At 69.7% G+C, this 17,740-nt stretch carries 9 protein-coding genes, 1 tRNA gene and 1 rRNA gene; 10 read left to right on the top strand and 1 reads right to left on the bottom strand.

Annotated elements, in window-relative coordinates; translation table 11 throughout:
- The 3 genes from rrf to ABZ876_RS26910 all read left to right on the top strand — a co-directional run.
- Positions 1-92 (top strand): 5S ribosomal RNA (rrf, locus tag ABZ876_RS26920); the annotation flags it as partial.
- 112 nt (positions 93-204) lie between these two features.
- A complete protein-coding gene (locus tag ABZ876_RS26915) occupies positions 205-867 on the top strand; it encodes a DegT/DnrJ/EryC1/StrS family aminotransferase (protein WP_361786321.1) in 663 nt (220 codons plus the stop codon).
- A gap of 86 nt (positions 868-953) precedes the next feature.
- Positions 954-1,026, top strand: a tRNA-Thr gene (locus tag ABZ876_RS26910).
- Between the two features lie 52 nt (positions 1,027-1,078).
- Here ABZ876_RS26910 and ABZ876_RS26905 read toward each other — a convergent pair.
- Positions 1,079-3,826, bottom strand: a complete 2,748-nt coding sequence (locus tag ABZ876_RS26905) for a SpoIIE family protein phosphatase (RefSeq protein WP_361786318.1) — start codon at positions 3,824-3,826, stop codon at positions 1,079-1,081.
- Between the two features lie 377 nt (positions 3,827-4,203).
- Between ABZ876_RS26905 and ABZ876_RS26900 the strand changes: the two genes are divergently transcribed.
- From ABZ876_RS26900 to ABZ876_RS26870, 7 genes are all read left to right on the top strand, one after another.
- Positions 4,204-9,672, top strand: coding sequence for a HAMP domain-containing protein (locus tag ABZ876_RS26900; protein WP_361786295.1), 5,469 nt, complete (start codon positions 4,204-4,206; stop codon positions 9,670-9,672).
- Positions 9,673-9,969: 297 nt separating this feature from the next.
- Positions 9,970-10,653: a response regulator gene (locus ABZ876_RS26895; RefSeq protein WP_361786292.1), complete on the top strand. Its 684-nt coding sequence runs from the start codon at positions 9,970-9,972 to the stop codon at positions 10,651-10,653.
- Positions 10,654-10,842: 189 nt separating this feature from the next.
- Positions 10,843-13,578 carry a DNA translocase FtsK gene (locus ABZ876_RS26890; protein ID WP_361786289.1) on the top strand — a complete coding sequence of 912 codons (2,736 nt, stop codon included), beginning with the start codon at positions 10,843-10,845 and terminating at the stop codon, positions 13,576-13,578.
- A gap of 289 nt (positions 13,579-13,867) precedes the next feature.
- Positions 13,868-14,752, top strand: coding sequence for a RodZ domain-containing protein (locus ABZ876_RS26885; protein ID WP_361786286.1), 885 nt, complete (start codon positions 13,868-13,870; stop codon positions 14,750-14,752).
- 125 nt (positions 14,753-14,877) lie between these two features.
- Positions 14,878-16,350 carry a 30S ribosomal protein S12 methylthiotransferase RimO gene (gene rimO / locus ABZ876_RS26880; RefSeq protein WP_361786283.1) on the top strand — a complete coding sequence of 491 codons (1,473 nt, stop codon included), beginning with the start codon at positions 14,878-14,880 and terminating at the stop codon, positions 16,348-16,350.
- A complete protein-coding gene (gene pgsA, locus ABZ876_RS26875; RefSeq protein WP_361786280.1) occupies positions 16,347-17,165 on the top strand; it encodes a CDP-diacylglycerol--glycerol-3-phosphate 3-phosphatidyltransferase in 819 nt (272 codons plus the stop codon). The genes rimO and pgsA overlap by 4 nt, the downstream gene beginning before the upstream one ends.
- Positions 17,162-17,707 (top strand): CinA family protein, encoded by a 546-nt coding sequence (locus ABZ876_RS26870; protein WP_361786278.1) that lies wholly within the window; start codon positions 17,162-17,164, stop codon positions 17,705-17,707. The genes pgsA and ABZ876_RS26870 overlap by 4 nt, the downstream gene beginning before the upstream one ends.
- The last annotated feature ends 33 nt before the right edge of the window (positions 17,708-17,740 follow it).

Raw genomic sequence — 17,740 nt, 5'->3', positions numbered from 1 at the left:
CGCCCGGTTACATTCCGAACCCGGAAGCTAAGCCTTACAGCGCCGATGGTACTGCAGGGGGGACCCTGTGGGAGAGTAGGACGCCGCCGAACAATACTTCAGAGCTGGTCCCCGAACTTCGGTTCGGGGACCAGCTTTTTTGCGTTGCCCGTCACTTTGCGTTCACTTTGCCGGACGAGCATCCCAGCCATGGGTACCGCTGGAATGCTCAGGGCCGCAGGTATCGGCCACGGTGACGAGGTCATCGTGCCGGCCTTCGGGAACATCGAGGTTGCCGAGGCCGTGACCCAGGCCGGGGCGATCCCGGTGTTCGCCGACATAGACCCGGTGACGTACTGCCTGGACCCCCTCGTCGTCGAAGCCGCGGTGAGCCCGCAGACCGTCGCGGTCGTCGTCGTGCACCGATTCGGCCAGCCCGCCGACGTGCCACGTCTGCACGAGATCGGGCAGCGGCACGGCCTCCTGGTGCTGGAACAGGGGGAGTCCGAGACGCCGTACGCCGAGGTGGCCCAGCGTCGCGAGCGAGCGGCGTACCTGGACCGGCGGCTGCGGGGCGTGCGGACGCCCGAGGGCAGCGGCGGTCACACCTATCAGCAGTACGTCGTGCGCGTGCCGGGCAACGGCCGGCCGGACCGGGACGCCTTCGCACGGGCCGTACGGGCCAGGGGAGTCGAGTGCCGGGTGCCGGTGAAGACCCCTGTCCACCGTATGCCGGAGTTCCGCCGGGACGTGTATCTGCCCGAGACCGAGCGAGCGGCCGACGAGACCCTCGCCCTGCCGGTGGACGCCTCGCTGACGAAGCGTGAGATGAACCGGATCGTCTCGGCGTGCAACGCCCTGGGAGGGTTGCTGCAAGCCGCATTCTGAGGGGTGTCCTCCTGTTTGGGAACACACTCCAGTTCGGGGTATGATCTATTCCGTTGCCGCGAGGGAAACCTCGAAAATGGTGACAGGCCCCTATAGCTCAGTCGGCAGAGCGTCTCCATGGTAAGGAGAAGGTCAACGGTTCGATTCCGTTTGGGGGCTCAACCGGAAGGCCCCGCCCATCAGGGCGGGGCCTTCTTCGTTTTCCCCTTCCTCAGTCCTTGGGAAGACCCGGTACGCGCATCGCCAGAATCGCCATGTCGTCCGACGGGGCGTCCGAGGCGAAGCGTTCGACCGCGCGCATGATCCGGGCGGCCACGGCGCCCGCCGTGAGGCCCGTGCAGGTCGTGAGGACCTCCGTGAGTCCGTCGTCGCCCAACATGCGCGTGCCCTCGCGGCGTTCGGTGACGCCGTCCGTGACACACAGCAGGACGTCTCCGGGATCGAGCGTCACCGTCTGCTCGTACAGCTCCAGATCCTCCATCACACCGAGCAGCGGCTGCGGTTCAGCCGCCGGTGCCACCGTGCCGTCCTGGCGCAGACGCAGGGGGAGCGGATGGCCGGCGCACACCACCTTCAGCACGGCGCTGCCGTCCTCCTGCGGCCACAACTCGCCGTAGAGCAGCGTCAGGAAGCGGCTGCGCGCCCCTTCGTCGAGGATCGCGGAGTTCAGGCGCTCCAGCACCGCCGGGCCGCCGAAGCCCTCGCGGGCCAGCAGACGCAGGGCGTGGCGGGCCAGGCCGGTGACCGCGGCCGCCTCCGGGCCCGTACCGCAGACGTCGCCGATGGCGAAGCCGTACGCGCCGTCGCGGATCGGGAACACGTCGTAGAAGTCGCCCCCGACCTCGTTCCCCTCGCCGGCCGCGCGGTAGATCACCTCGACCTCGACGCCGTCGATCCGCGGGAGCTCCGGCGGGAGCAGGCTGCGCTGGAGGGACTGGCTGATGGCCGTGCGCTCCGAGTACAGCCGGGCGTTGTCCAGGGCCAGGGCCGCCCGTCGGCTCAGGTCCTCGGCCAGTTCCAGGATCTCCTGGCGGAAGTGTTCGTCCGTCGGCTTGCCGAGGGTCAGCATGCCGATGACGCGGTTGCGGGCCACGAGAGGCAGTACGACCGTCTCGCCGCCGACCGCGGAGGCCGTCGCCAGTGTCGTGCCGATGCCGGAGCTGAGTGGGGGCGGCTCGCCCAGGCCCAGGCTCCGCATGGAGGTGCGCAGCGCCGCCTCGTGGGCCGCCTCCGCCGGGGCCGTCCAGACCCGGGCACCGGGTGTGGGGATGGGTTCCGGCGGGGCGATCTTCGCCAGGAGCGCCTTGAGGCCGTCGATGCGTTCCTCGTCCTCGTGCAGGACATAGGAGAGGTACGGCTCCGACGCCTGGTCGGCGATGGTGTACACCGCGCACCAGGTGGCCAGGGTCGGAATCGTCATCTGGGCCATGAGGGCCAGCGTCTGGTCCCGGTCCAGCGTGCCCGCGAGGAGGTCGGAGGCCTCGACGAGGAAGCTCAGCGAGCCGCGGCGCAGCCGCTCCAGCTCTCCGAGGCGGGCCGATTCCACGGCCAGGGCGATTCGGTCGGCCGCGAACTGCAGACGCAGCGCCTCCTCGTTGGAGTACCGGGAGGACGACTCGGCCGCGACGCCCAGGGAGCCGGTCAGGCGGCCTTCCACCTTCAGCGGGACCGTGACCACGGAGCGCATGCCCGTGCCGCTCAGCAGGGGCACCGCGCCCGGTACGGCGGTCAGGTCGTCGTGGACGGCGGGCATACGGGCCGAGCCGTAGCGGCCGGGGCCCGCCTCGACCGGGACGCGGGCGAAGCGCTGGCGGGCGGAGGGCAGGCCCGTCGAGGCGCGCACCTCCAGCTCGGTCTCGTCGTCGGTGGCCAGCAGGAGGAAGGCGGCGTCGCCGTCGAGCATGTCGCGGGCGCGCTCCACCGTGCGCTGGAGGAGGCCGTCGAGATCGTCGGGGGCCGGGGAGCCGATGAAGACCTCGAAGGGGTCCGGGGTCTGGCCGTCGGAGACGGTCGACGAGTCGGTGGCGGGACCCCGCAGGGGGGTCTGGAGCACGGCCCGCTCGTGGTCGCGCACCAGCAGGCAGACCGTGGACGGTTCGCCGGCGGTGTCGCGTACGCGCAGGTGGGAGGCGTATACGGGGTTCACCCGGCCGTCGGCGCCGCGGATGCCGTAGGTGCCCTCCCAGCGGGAGAGCCGGAGGGCCTCGGCGATTCCCGTGCTGGTGCCGGGGGTGTGCGGCCAGGCGGCGAGGTCGGTGAGCGGTCTGCCGGTGACCTGTTCGGCCGCGTATCCGAAGAGGTCCTCCGCGTCCTCGTTCCAGGCGGTGATGGTGCCCTTGCGGTCGATCTGGACGACCGCGACGCGGACCCGGCCGTCCGCGAGCGGCAGGAGGTTCGCGGGGAGCGAGGGACCCGCCGTGCGTGTGCCGACGGGGCGTTCCGGGAGATCGAGTCGGAACCAGACCTGTTTGTGCGTGGAGGTGTACTCGACGCCCCAGCGGTTGGCCAGGGCGGCGCAGAGTTGCAGGCCGCGGCCGCCCTCGCGGTCGGGGCTGCCCATGTTCACGGCGCTCGACTGGAGCGGGATCTCCCGTTCCGGATAGCGGTCGGCGACCTCGATGCGTACGTTGTCGTCGCTGCGCAGGCACAGGACCTCCGCGGCGGTGCCCGCGTGCACGACGGCGTTCGTGACCAGTTCGCTGGTGAGGACCACGGCGTCGTCGACGATGTCCGCGAAGCCCCAGCCCTGGAGGGTGTCGCGGACGAAGGACCGGGCGGTCGCCACGGATCGTCCGACGGGCTCGAAGCTGGCGGCCGCGCGCGCGGTGATCACAGAACTCCCTGTCCGGTTCTCGACGTGCGGGGCGCCCGGGCCGACCCCCTCCTGCCGGGGCGAAGGCTCATTCGCCCTCTGCCGGGGATCCTGGGGGTGTCCCCCGGGACGCAGTCCGGTGGTCATGGTGCGGTGCCCCTCCGATGCCTGCCCGCTCGTGTTCGTGCCACCGCCCAGGCCGGTCGGACCGGCGCGGCTGGACAGCCGCATGCAAGGTTACTTACCTTCGCGGTCCATGCGGATGCCGGTTGCCGGTGTTTACGTCCGGAGGGTGTGCGAAGCGTGTGCGAAGCTGCCGAACTGTTATGGCCTGGTTCAGGCAGGGTGAAACACTGGGCAAGCTTCCAACGGAGCTCCGGGCGGGCCGAGTGGCTCCTGCCAAGCCGGGCAGGAGCACCGCGCGTGCCCGGTGGAACGGGCGCTCCTACGAACCAGTGACCGGTTACATCGAGTAGTACCCCTGAGCACAGCAGTGATGGTCGACCACCTGCGGGAGGGACACAGTGGAGTCTGGCGCAGCGACGCGGGGCACGAACACGCGCGCGAAAGGCGGACAGTCCCTGAGCAACCAGCGCACCGCGCGCAAGGGAACCACCGCGGTGGACACGGCGGCCCTGAACCGGCTGTTGACGGCCCTCGCGTCGATGAGGGACGGCAATTTCCGGAAACGGCTGACGGTCTCCGGCGACGGAGTGATGGCCGAAATCGCCGCCGTCTTCAACGAGGTGGCGGACCGCAATCTTCACCTGACCGGGGAGCTGGCGCGGGTGCGGCGCGTGGTCGGGCGTGAGGGCAAACTCACCGAGCGGCTGGAGACGGGTGCCTGCGAGGGCTCCTGGGCGGCCGCGATCGACGCGTCCAACGCGCTCGTCGACGATCTCGTACGCCCCGTCTCCGAGGTGAGCCGGGTGCTGTCGGCGGTCGCCGAGGGCGATCTCTCGCCGCGTATGGAGCTGCGGACGCCGGGGCCGGAGGGCACGGGGCATCCGCTGCGCGGCGAGTTCCTGAAGGTGGGCCGCACGGTCAACAACCTGGTCGACCAGTTGTCGACGTTCACCGACGAGGTCACGCGGGTGGCCATCGAGGTGGGCACCGAGGGCAAGCTGGGCGGTCAGGCCCGTGTGCGAGGTATGTCCGGTTCGTGGAAGGACCTCACGGATTCGGTCAACACGATGGCGTACCGGCTGACCGCCCAGGTGCGGGACATCGCCCTGGTGACGACGGCGGTCGCGAAGGGCGACCTCTCGCGGAAGGTCACGGTTCATGTGGCCGGCGAGATGCTGGAGCTGAAGAACACCGTCAACACGATGGTGGACCAGCTGGCGTCCTTCTCCTCCGAGGTCACGCGGGTCGCCCGGGAGGTCGGCACCGAGGGCGAGCTGGGCGGCCAGGCCCAGGTGCCCGGTGTGTCGGGCGTGTGGAAGGACCTCACCGACTCGGTGAACCTGATGGCCGGCAATCTGACCGCCCAGGTGCGCGGTATCGCGCAGGTGACGACCGCGGTGGCCAACGGTGACCTGTCGCAGAAGGTGACCGTGTCGGCGCGCGGCGAGATCGCGCAGCTGGCCGAGACGATCAACCAGATGACCGAGACGCTGCGCACCTTCGCGGACGAGGTCACCCGGGTGGCCAACGAGGTGGGTGCCGAGGGCCGGCTCGGTGGTCAGGCGAATGTGCCGGGTGCGGCGGGCACGTGGAAGGACCTCACCGATTCGGTGAACACGGTCTTCCGGAACCTGACCACCCAGGTGCGGGACATCGCCGCCGTCACCACGGCGGTGGCCAGCGGTGACCTGTCGCAGAAGGTCACCGTCGACGTCGCCGGCGAGATGCTGGAGCTGAAGAACACCGTCAACGGGATGGTGGACCAGCTGTCCGCCTTCGGTGCCGAGGTCACCCGGGTGGCGCGGGAGATCGGTGTCGAGGGTGAGCTGGGCGGCCAGGCGCAGGTGACGGGCGCCGCCGGTACCTGGAAGGACCTCACGGACTCCGTCAACACGGCGTTCCGCAACCTCACCGGTCAGGTGCGCAACATCGCGCAGGTCACGACGGCGGTGGCCAACGGCGACCTGTCGCAGAAGGTCACCGTGGACGTGTCCGGTGAGATGCTCCAGCTCAAGAACACCGTGAACACGATGGTGGACCAGCTGTCCGCGTTCGCCGACCAGGTCACGCGCATGGCCCGGGACGTCGGTACGGAGGGCCGTCTGGGCGGCCAGGCCGTGGTGCCGGGTGTCTCCGGCACCTGGAAGGAGCTCACCGACTCCGTCAACTTCATGGCGGGCAACCTCACCTCGCAGGTGAGGCAGATCGCCCAGGTGACGACGGCGGTGGCGCGGGGTGATCTGTCGCAGAAGATCGACGTGGATGCGCGCGGCGAGATCCTGGAGCTGAAGAACACCATCAACAACCTGGTGGACCAGCTCTCGGCGTTCGCCGAGCAGGTGACGCGGGTGGCCCGTGAGGTGGGTACGGAGGGCAGGCTCGGCGGTCAGGCGCAGGTGCCGGGCGTGGCCGGTGTGTGGCGCGACCTGACCGACTCCGTCAACGGCATGGCGGGCAACCTCACCACCCAGGTGCGCAACATCGCGCAGGTCGCGACGGCGGTGGCGCGGGGTGATCTGTCGCAGAAGATCGACGTGGATGCGCGCGGCGAGATCCTGGAGCTGAAGAACACCATCAACACGATGGTCGACCAGCTCTCCAACTTCGCCGAGCAGGTGACGCGGGTGGCCCGTGAGGTGGGCACCGAGGGAATCCTCGGCGGCCAGGCCGAGGTGCAGGGTGTCTCGGGCACCTGGAAGGACCTCACGCAGTCCGTGAACTTCATGGCGAACAACCTGACGATCCAGGTGCGCAACATCGCCGAGGTCACCACCGCCGTCGCCAAGGGCGACCTGTCGAAGAAGATCACCGTCGACGCCAAGGGCGAGATCCTCGAGCTGGTCACCACCGTCAACACGATGGTCGACCAGCTGTCGTCCTTCGCCGAGCAGGTGACGCGGGTGGCCCGCGAGGTGGGCACCGAGGGCATCCTCGGCGGCCAGGCGCACGTGCCCGGCGTGACGGGCATCTGGAAGGACCTCAGCGACAACGTCAACCTCATGGCCAACAACCTCACCATGCAGGTGCGCAACATCTCCCAGGTCGCGGCGGCCGTCGCCAACGGTGACCTGACGCGGACGGTGACGATCGAGGCGCGCGGCGAGGTCGCGCAGCTCGCCGACACCTTCAACACCATGGTGAAGACGCTGAGTTCGTTCGCCGACCAGGTCACCAAGGTGGCCCGTGAGGTGGGCACGGACGGCATCCTCGGCGGTCAGGCGCACGTACCCGGCGTGGCCGGCACGTGGAAGGACCTCACCGAGTCCGTGAACCAGATGGCGTCCAACCTGACCGGTCAGGTGCGCAATATCGCCATGGTCACCACGGCCATCGCCAAGGGTGACCTGACGAAGAAGATCGACATTGACGCCCGCGGTGAGATCCTCGAGCTGAAGACGACGATCAACACGATGGTCGACCAGCTGTCCAGCTTCGCCGAGGAGGTCACCCGGGTGGCCCGCGAGGTGGGCACCGAGGGACAGCTGGGCGGTCAGGCACGCGTGCGTGACGTCGACGGCACCTGGCGGGACCTCACCGAGTCGGTGAACGAGATGGCCGGGAACCTGACTCGGCAGGTGCGTGCCATCGCGCGCGTGGCGACCGCGGTGACCCGCGGCGACCTCAACCTGAAGATCGATGTGGATGCCGCGGGCGAGATCCAGGAACTTCAGGACTACATCAACAAGATGATCGCCAACCTGCGTGACACCACGATCGCCAACAAGGAGCAGGACTGGCTCAAGGGCAACCTGGCCCGCATCTCCGCCCTGATGCAGGGCCGCCGTGATCTGGAGGACGTGGCCTCGCTGATCATGAGCGAGCTGACGCCGGTGGTCTCCGCGCAGCACGGCGCGTTCTTCCTCTCCATGCCGCTGGTCGACGGCAAGGACCTGGCGGCCGACGCGGACGAGGCGTACGAGCTGCGCATGCTGGGGTCCTACGGCTACTCCATGGGCTCCATGCCGACGTCGTTCCGGCCGGGTGAGGCGCTGATCGGCACGGCCGCCAAGGAAAAGCGCACGATCCTCGTGGAGAACGCTCCGAGCGGTTATCTGAAGATCTCCTCCGGGCTCGGGGACGCGCCCCCCGCGCAGGTGATCGTCCTTCCGGTGCTGTTCGAGGGGACGGTGCTCGGCGTCATCGAGCTGGCGTCCTTCACCCCGTTCACGCAGATCCAGAGGGACTTCCTCAACCAGATCGCCGAGATGATCGCGACGAGCGTCAACACCATCTCCGTCAACACCAAGACGGAGGTGCTGCTGAAGCAGTCGCAGGAGCTGACCGAGCAACTCAGGCTCCGGTCGGAGGAGTTGGAACAGCGGCAGAAGGCACTCCAGGCCTCCAACGCCGAACTGGAGGACAAGGCCGAGCTGCTGGCCCAGCAGAACCGGGACATCGAGGTAAAGAACACCGAGATCGAGGAGGCGCGGCAGGTCCTGGAGGAGCGCGCCGAGCAGCTCGCGGTCTCCATGCGCTACAAGAGCGAGTTTCTGGCCAACATGTCGCACGAGCTGCGCACGCCGCTCAACTCGCTGCTGATCCTGGCCAAGTTGCTCGCCGACAACGCCGAGGGGAACCTCTCGCCGAAGCAGGTGGAGTTCGCGGAGACCATCCACGGTGCCGGTTCCGACCTGCTCCAGCTGATCAACGACATCCTGGACCTGTCGAAGGTCGAGGCGGGCAAGATGGACGTCTCGCCGACGCGTATCGCCCTCGTGCAGCTCGTCGACTACGTGGAGGCCACGTTCCGGCCGCTGACCGCGGAGAAGGGACTCGACTTCTCCGTACGGGTGTCGCCGGAGCTGCCCGCCACGCTGCACACCGACGAGCAGCGCCTGCTTCAGGTGCTGCGCAACCTGCTGTCCAACGCGGTGAAGTTCACCGACACCGGGGCCGTGGAGCTGGTCATCCGCCCGGCGGGCAGCGATGTGCCGTTGGCCATCCGGGAGCAGCTGCTGGAGGCCGGCGCGCTGCGGGAGCCGGACGCGGAACTGATCGCCTTCTCGGTGGCCGACACCGGCATCGGCATCGCGGCGAGCAAGATGCGGGTGATTTTCGAGGCGTTCAAGCAGGCGGACGGCACGACGAGCCGCAAGTACGGCGGCACGGGCCTCGGGTTGTCCATCTCGCGCGAGATCGCGCGGCTGCTGGGCGGCGAGATCCATGCGCAGAGCGAACCCGGACGCGGTTCGACGTTCACCCTGTATCTGCCGCTGCATCCCAGTGAACTGCCGCCGCAGGGCTACTCGCAGCTGGCGCCCGCCATGGAGGCGGACGAGCTGCTGGCGTCCGAGGCGGAGCTGTCCGCGCCGGACATCGAGACCCCGGCCGAGGTCAAGTCGTACCAGGAGACCCAGAACGGGCCCGCGGCCCTCTTCCGGCGGCGGCGCAGGGCGGTCTCCGCGGGTGGGCAGCGCGGCGCCGTCGGGGGGCAGGAGCAGTGGCCCGCTGAGCAGCAGGAGGGGCCCAAGGTGCGGCAGGGCGTGCGGTTCGACAGCGAGAAGGTGCTGATCGTCGACGACGACATCCGCAACGTCTTCGCGCTCACCAGCGTTCTGGAGCAGCACGGCCTGTCGGTGCTGTACGCCGAGAACGGCCGGGAGGGCATCGAGGTGCTGGAACAGCACGACGATGTCGCGGTCGTCCTGATGGACATCATGATGCCCGAGATGGATGGTTATGCCACGACCACGGCGATCCGGCGGATGCCGCAGTTCGCCGGGCTGCCGATCATCGCGCTGACGGCGAAGGCGATGAAGGGGGACCGTGAGAAGGCCATCGAGTCGGGCGCATCGGACTATGTGACCAAGCCGGTCGACCCCGATCATCTCCTCTCCGTGATGGAACAGTGGATGCGTGTGCAGTGACGTGGACGTCCGGGCGGTGGAAGGGGCGCCGAATGTTCACTCGGAGTTGCTGATCGGGTGTTGCCGGGGCCGTGTAGAAGTGCGGTGTGCGGGGAACCTTCTGGTCCCCGGCCGCGTTTCTGTTATGTGCACAGTGACATCGCGGTGACAGGGTGTGGCGACAGGCGGGGTGCGGCTACGATGACCGGCACAAGGACGGGCGGCGCAAGGGAGTCGTCCCCTGGGGTGGCTCCGGAAGGTGTCACTCCGAGTCCTGAGGACAGGGGAGGCCCCACGCCGGGGCGAGGAGGGCGGGCCATGGTGCAGAAGGCCAAGATCCTCCTGGTCGATGACCGGCCGGAGAATCTGCTGGCGCTGGAGGCCATCCTCTCCGCGCTCGATCAGACGCTGGTCAGGGCATCGTCCGGGGAGGAAGCGCTCAAGGCACTGCTGACGGACGACTTCGCGGTCATTCTGCTGGATGTCCAGATGCCGGGTATGGACGGATTCGAGACCGCCGCGCACATCAAGCGGCGGGAGCGGACACGTGACATCCCGATCATCTTCCTGACCGCCATCAACCACGGCCCGCACCACACCTTCCGGGGGTACGCGGCAGGCGCGGTGGACTACATCTCCAAGCCGTTCGACCCGTGGGTGCTGCGCGCGAAGGTCTCGGTGTTCGTCGAGCTGTACATGAAGAACTGCCAGCTGCGCGAGCAGGCGGCCCTGCTGCGGCTCCAGCTGGAGGGCGGCGGCAAGTCCGCGGCCGGCGAGAGCAAGGAGCCGGCCGGGCTGCTCGCCGAGCTGTCCGCTCGGCTCGCAGCGGTCGAGGAGCAGGCCGAGGCGCTGTCCAAGCAGCTCGACGACGAGTCGGCAGACGCGGCGGCGGTGGCGACCGCGGCCCATCTGGAGCGCAAACTCACGGGCCTGCGCCGCGCCCTGGACGCCTTGGAACCGGGCACGGGCAGCGGCACGGCGCCGGTTCCGTCCCAGAGCTGACGGGGGTTCGCTCCACGGGTGAGCAGGAGGGCGACGGCCGCGGGTCGTGGCCCCCGGTGCCGGTCCCGGAGCTCTGGTGTCAGTCCTGTGTCCGGCCACGCTTCTCCGCCAAGCGGCGCAGCCGCTTGAGCCCGCGTCAGTTTCGTGCCTCCCCCAGGGCGACACGAACGGGTGAAGCAGTGGCCACGCGTGTCCCCTGTCGCCTCCACCGGTAACCTCACACTCATGGCCTCACGTCCCGCAGCCAAGAAGTCGCCCGCGAAGAAGGCGGCCGCTCCGAGGCAGGCTCCGGCGAAGAGGGCCCCCGCGAAGAAGGCCGCCGCGAAGAAGGCGCCCGCCAGGAAGTCCGTGGTGAAGAAGCCCGCCCCCGCGCCGGCGCCCAGCTCGACCGCGGGCGTGTACAGACTCGTACGCGCCCTCTGGCTCGGCCTCGCGCACGCCGTCGGGGCGATGCTTCGGGGCTTCGGGCGGGGCGCGAAGGGGCTCGACCCGGCGCATCGCAAGGACGGCCTCGCGCTCCTGCTGCTCGGCCTGTCGCTGATCGTCGCCGCGGGCACCTGGGCCAGTCTGCGCGGCCCCGTGGGCGACCTCGTCGAGATGCTGGTCACCGGCGCGTTCGGCCGGCTGGACCTGCTCGTGCCGATACTGCTCGGCGCGATCGCGGTGCGCCTGATCCTGCACCCGGAGCGGCCGGAGGCCAACGGCCGTATCGTCATCGGCCTGTCCGCACTGGTGATCGGGGTGCTCGGGCAGGTGCACATCGCCTGCGGCGGTCCCGCCCGCAGCGACGGCATGCAGGCGATAAGGGACGCCGGCGGCCTCATCGGCTGGGGCACGGCCACACCGCTGACGTACACCATGGGCGATGCCCTCGCGGTGGCGCTGCTCGTCCTGCTCACCTTCTTCGGGCTGCTCGTCGTCACCGCCACACCCGTCACCGCCATTCCGCAGCGGCTGCGGCTGCTCGGTGTGAAGCTGGGCCTTCTGCACGCCCCGGACGACTTCCCCGGCGAGGACGACGAGCGGTACGACGAGCAGTGGCGCGAGGCGCTGCCCCGTTCCCGGCGACGAGGCTCCGCCGACCAGTCCTACGACCCGGAGGCGGCCGAGCGGGACGCGATCGCACGGCGGCGCGGCCGCTCCCGGCGCCCCGCCGTGCAGCAGCCCGCCATGGACCGGCAGACGGACGCCGTGGACGTCGCGGCGGCCGCCGCTGCCGCCCTGGACGGCGCCGTCCTGCACGGCATGCCGCCGTCCCCGCTCGTCGCCGACCTCACCCAGGGGGTCAGCGTCGGGGACCGCGAGCCGACGACGCCGACGCCCGTGCCGGCCGCACGGCCCCAGCAGGAGCGGCTCACGGCCGAGCCGGCGGTGCCCGACCTCACCAAGGCGCCTCCGCAGGAACACCGTGACCTGCCGCCGCGCGCCGAGCAGCTCCAGCTCTCCGGCGACATCACCTACTCCCTGCCCGCCCTGGACCTTCTGGAGCGCGGCGGCCCCGGCAAGGCGCGCAGCGCCGCAAACGACGCCGTCGTCGCCGCGCTCACGAACGTCTTCACCGAGTTCAAGGTCGACGCGGCCGTCACCGGCTTCACCCGCGGCCCGACGGTCACCCGCTACGAGGTGGAGCTGGGCCCGGCCGTGAAGGTGGAGCGGATCACCGCGCTCACCAAGAACATCGCGTACGCCGTCGCCAGTCCCGACGTGCGGATCATCAGTCCGATCCCCGGCAAGTCCGCGGTCGGCATCGAGATCCCCAACACCGACCGGGAGATGGTCAACCTCGGTGACGTGCTGCGCCTCGCGGAGGCCGCCGAGGACGACCACCCCATGCTGGTGGCGCTCGGCAAGGACGTCGAGGGCGGCTATGTGATGGCGAACATCGCGAAGATGCCGCACATCCTCGTCGCCGGTGCCACCGGCTCCGGCAAGTCGTCCTGTATCAACTGCCTGATCACCTCGATCATGATGCGCGCGACCCCGGAGGACGTGCGCATGGTGCTCGTCGACCCCAAGCGCGTGGAGCTGACCGCGTACGAGGGCATCCCGCACCTGATCACGCCGATCATCACCAACCCGAAGCGGGCCGCCGAGGCGCTCCAGTGGGTCGTACGGGAGATGGACCTGCGCTACGACGACCTCGCGGCGTACGGCTTCCGGCACATCGACGACTTCAACGAGGCGATCAGAAACGGCAAGATCAAGTCGCCCGAGGGCAGCGAGCGCGAACTCCAGCCGTACCCCTACCTGCTGGTGATCGTCGACGAGCTGGCGGACCTGATGATGGTCGCGCCGCGCGATGTCGAGGACGCGATCGTGCGCATCACGCAGCTCGCGCGCGCGGCGGGCATCCATCTGGTGCTCGCCACGCAGCGGCCGTCCGTGGACGTCGTCACCGGTCTGATCAAGGCGAACGTGCCGTCCCGGCTGGCCTTCGCCACCTCGTCCCTGGCCGACTCGCGCGTCATCCTCGACCAGCCCGGCGCCGAGAAGCTGATCGGCAAGGGCGACGGGCTCTTCCTGCCGATGGGCGCGAACAAGCCGACCCGTATGCAGGGCGCGTTCGTGACCGAGGAGGAGGTCGCGGCGGTCGTCCGGCACTGCAAGGAGCAGATGGCGCCCGTCTTCCGGGAGGACGTCACGGTCGGCGGCAAGCAGAAGAAGGAGATCGACGAGGACATCGGCGACGATCTCGACCTGCTGTGCCAGGCGGCCGAACTGGTCGTGTCCACCCAGTTCGGATCCACCTCGATGCTCCAGCGGAAGCTGCGCGTCGGCTTCGCCAAGGCCGGCCGTCTGATGGACCTCATGGAGTCGCGGAACATCGTCGGCCCCAGCGAGGGATCCAAGGCCCGCGACGTCCTGGTGAAACCCGACGAACTGGACGGAGTGCTCGCCCTGATTCGCGGGGAGTCTCAACCGTAGGTCCGGACGTTCCCGGTCCACCGTACGAGCGGGTGGGCCGGGCGCATCGCCGGCACCCCCGGCGGCGCGCCCGGCGCTGGACCGTGACCCACTCGTAAGTGTTCCGTGAGCAACCGTTCCCCCGCCACGTACGTCAAGCTGAGCAAGACGACAGGAATATGTCCCACCATCAGGATGACCGGCCGTTCTGATGGCGTACAAAGTCCTACCGCCCGGTTGCCCCACCCTTTCGTTACCCCCCTAGACTGAACTTCCAGCACAGGTGGCTACACGCTCGAAAGGCGTCCCCGTGTCCATCGGCAACTCCCCTGACGACAACTCCCCAAAGGACGCACGTCCCTTCGACGACGACCGAGAAGACGCCCGTGAAGACGCCGGGGCGTCGGACCGCCCCTCGGTCGGCCGGGCCCTGCAGCAGGCGCGCATCGCGGCCGGGCTGACCGTCGACGAGGTCAGCAATGCCACCCGGGTCCGCATCGCCATCGTGCACGCGATCGAACACGACGACTTCGCACCGTGCGGCGGCGACGTCTACGCCCGCGGCCACATTCGCACGCTCGCACGGGCCGTGCACCTCGACCCCGCCCCACTGCTCGAACAGTTCGCCGCCGAGCACGGCGGACGGCCCGCCCCGACCCCGGCGGCCCCGCTCTTCGAGGCGGAACGTATCCGCCCCGAGCGCCGCGGGCCCAACTGGACCGCGGCCATGGTCGCGGCGATCGTCGCCGTGATCGGCTTCGTCGGGTTCACCCTGGTCAAGGGAGGCGACGACGCCGGGCAGAGCGCCAAGACGCCGATCGCCAAGGGCCCCCAGGCGAGCACCGGCAAGCCCGTCTCGGCCACGCCCAAGAGCAGCAAGCCCGCCGAGCCCAAGCCCGAGCCGTCCGACAGCGCCATCGCGGCCGCGCCCCGCGACAAGGTGACCGTCCAGGTCAGCGCCGCCGACGGCCGAAGCTGGATCTCCGCAAAGGATCACAACGGACGCACCCTGTTCGACGGGCTGCTCAAGAAGGGCGACTCGCAGACCTTCCAGGACAAGGAGAAGATCGACCTGGTCCTCGGTGACGCGGGCGCCATCGAGCTGTACGTCAACGGAAAGAAGATCCAGGACGACTTCCAGCCGGGTCAGGTCGAGCGCCTGACCTATACGAAGGGCGACCCCGTCACCGGGTGACGGACGGCCGCCGCGCCCGGGAAAGCCGCCGGGCGGTACGCAAGGGACACGGACACACGGGGTTGGCCAAGATCGGCCAACCCCGTCGACGTGGGCTGTCAGCGGGACGAAGTAGTCTTGAGCCCATGTCTGAACGCCGTACCGTCGCACTCGTCACCCTTGGCTGCGCCCGTAACGAGGTGGACTCGGAGGAGCTCGCAGGCCGTTTGGAGGCGGACGGCTGGCAGCTCGTGGAGGACGCCCAGGAAGCGGACGTCGCCGTGGTGAACACGTGCGGCTTCGTCGAGGCCGCGAAGAAGGACTCCGTCGACGCCCTCCTGGAGGCCAACGACCTCAAGGGACACGGCAGAACGCAGGCCGTCGTGGCGGTGGGCTGCATGGCCGAGCGGTACGGCAAGGAACTGGCCGAGGCCCTCCCCGAGGCCGACGGTGTGCTCGGGTTCGACGACTACGCGAACATCTCGGACCGCCTCCAGACCATCCTGAACGGCGGCATCCACGCCTCCCACACCCCGCGCGACCGGCGCAAGCTGCTGCCGATCACGCCGGCGGAGCGGCAGGAGTCCGCCGCGGGCGTCGCGCTGCCGGGCCACGGTCCGGCCGACCTCCCGGAGGGCGTCGCCCCGGCCTCGGGCCCCCGTGCGCCGCTGCGCCGCCGTCTGGACGGCTCCCCGGTCGCCTCGGTGAAGCTCGCCTCCGGCTGCGACCGGCGCTGCTCCTTCTGCGCCATCCCCTCCTTCCGCGGCTCCTTCATCTCGCGCCGCCCGAGCGATGTGCTGAACGAGACGCGCTGGCTGGCCGAGCAGGGCGTGAAGGAGATCATGCTGGTCTCCGAGAACAACACCTCGTACGGCAAGGACCTCGGTGACATCCGTCTCCTGGAGTCCCTGCTGCCCGAGCTCGCCGAGGTGGACGGCGTCGAGCGGGTCCGCGTCAGCTACCTCCAGCCGGCCGAGATGCGGCCCGGCCTGATCGACGTGCTCACCTCGACGCCGAAGGTCGTGCCCTACTTCGATCTCTCCTTCCAGCACTCCGCGCCCGGCGTGCTGCGCGCGATGCGGCGCTTCGGTGACACCGACCGCTTCCTGGAGCTGCTGGACACCATCAGAAGCAAGGCCCCGGGGGCCGGTGTGCGTTCCAACTTCATCGTGGGCTTCCCCGGCGAGACCGAGTCCGACCTGGCCGAACTGGAGCGCTTCCTGAGCGGTGCCCGGCTGGACGCGATCGGTGTCTTCGGCTACTCCGACGAGGAGGGCACGGAGGCCGCGACGTACGACGACAAGCTCGACGAGGACGTCGTCGCCGAGCGGCTGGCCCACATCTCCCGGCTCGCAGAGGAGCTGGTCTCCCAGCGTGCGGAGGAGCGCGTCGGCGAGACGGTCCAGGTGCTCGTGGAGTCGGTGGACGCGGAGGAGGGGGCCTACGGCCGCGCCGCGCACCAGGCGCCCGAGACGGACGGCCAGGTGCTGTTCACGGAGGGCGCGGGTCTGACCGTGGGCCGTATGGTCGAGGCGAAGGTGGTCGGTACGGAGGGTGTCGACCTGGTGGCCGAGCCGCTCGCGGGCTCGCTCGGGTGTCCTGAGGAGGCGGGCAGATGACGGGAATCCCGGCATCCGCGGCGGGCGGCTCCTCCCGCGCGCGGGGCGCGGCGTCCATGCCGGGCGCCACTGGCGCCTCGGCCATGTCCGGCCCCAAGGCGGGCAAGGGACCTTCCGGTGCGCCGGCCGCCCAGGCGGTCCCGGGCCCGGATGCACCCGGCTCCTCCGACTCCCCGGACGGGGTACGGCCGCCGCGGGGCGGCAAGCTGACGGCCGCCGCGGTCAACCAGGCCAGTGTCTGGAACGTCGCCAACCTCCTGACGATGCTGCGCCTGGTCCTCGTACCGGGCTTCGTGGCATTGATGCTGGCGGACGGCGGATACGACCCGGCGTGGCGCTCGCTCGCCTGGGCGGCCTTCGCCATCGCCATGATCACCGATCTGTTCGACGGTCATCTGGCGCGTACGTACAACCTGGTCACCGACTTCGGGAAGATCGCCGACCCCATCGCCGACAAGGCGATCATGGGAGCGGCCCTCATCTGTCTGTCCTGGCTCGGCGACCTGCCGTGGTGGGTGACGGGGGTGATCCTCGGCCGTGAGCTGGGCATCACCCTGCTGCGCTTCCTGGTCATCCGCTACGGGGTGATACCGGCGAGCCGAGGCGGCAAGCTGAAGACACTGACGCAGGGCGTCGCCGTCGGGATGTACGTCCTGGCGCTCACGGGGTGGCTGGCGACCCTGAGGTTCTGGGTGATGGCCGTCGCACTCGTGCTGACCGTCGTCACCGGGCTCGACTATGTGAGACAGGCCATTGTGCTGCGCAGGCGCGGCATCGACGAGCGCCGTGCCGCGGCCGAGGAGGCGGAGCGTTGAATTCCCTGGCCGCCGACGTGCTGCGACTACTGACGGTGAGGGGCGAGACGCTCGCCGTCGCCGAGTCGCTGACCGGTGGTCTGGTGGCAGCGGAGATCACGGCGGTGGCCGGGGCCTCCCAGGTCTTCCGTGGCTCCGTGACCGCCTACGCCACCGATCTGAAGCAGGACGTCCTCGGGGTGGACGGCACCCTGCTGGCCGAGCGGGGAGCGGTGGACCCGCAGGTCGCCGCCCAGATGGCGGCAGGTGTGCGCAAGGCGCTGGGCGCGGACTGGGGGCTTGCGACGACCGGCGTGGCCGGCCCCGATCCGCAGGACGGGCAGCCCGTCGGCACGGTCTTCGTGGCCGTGGACGGGCCGTTCGAAGGAGTGTCCGACGAACTTGGTGGCGGGAAAGTGGCCGCGCTGCGGTTGAACGGCGACCGTGCGGAAATCCGTATGGAGAGTGTACGGAGCGTACTCGCCCTGCTTCTGGAGCAGCTTGCGGGCGAACAGACCGGGAATGAGCGGGCACAGGATACGGAACAGAACGGGGGGACTTGATGTTTGCAGCCCTGAGTGAACACAACAGCGCTC

Origin of the sequence: Streptomyces sp. NPDC046931, from assembly GCF_040644655.1 — a bacterium.
Taxonomy (GTDB): Bacteria; Actinomycetota; Actinomycetes; order Streptomycetales; family Streptomycetaceae; genus Streptomyces.
Note: the sequence above shows the minus strand (reverse complement) of the source record. Positions and strands in the feature narration are given on the sequence as shown.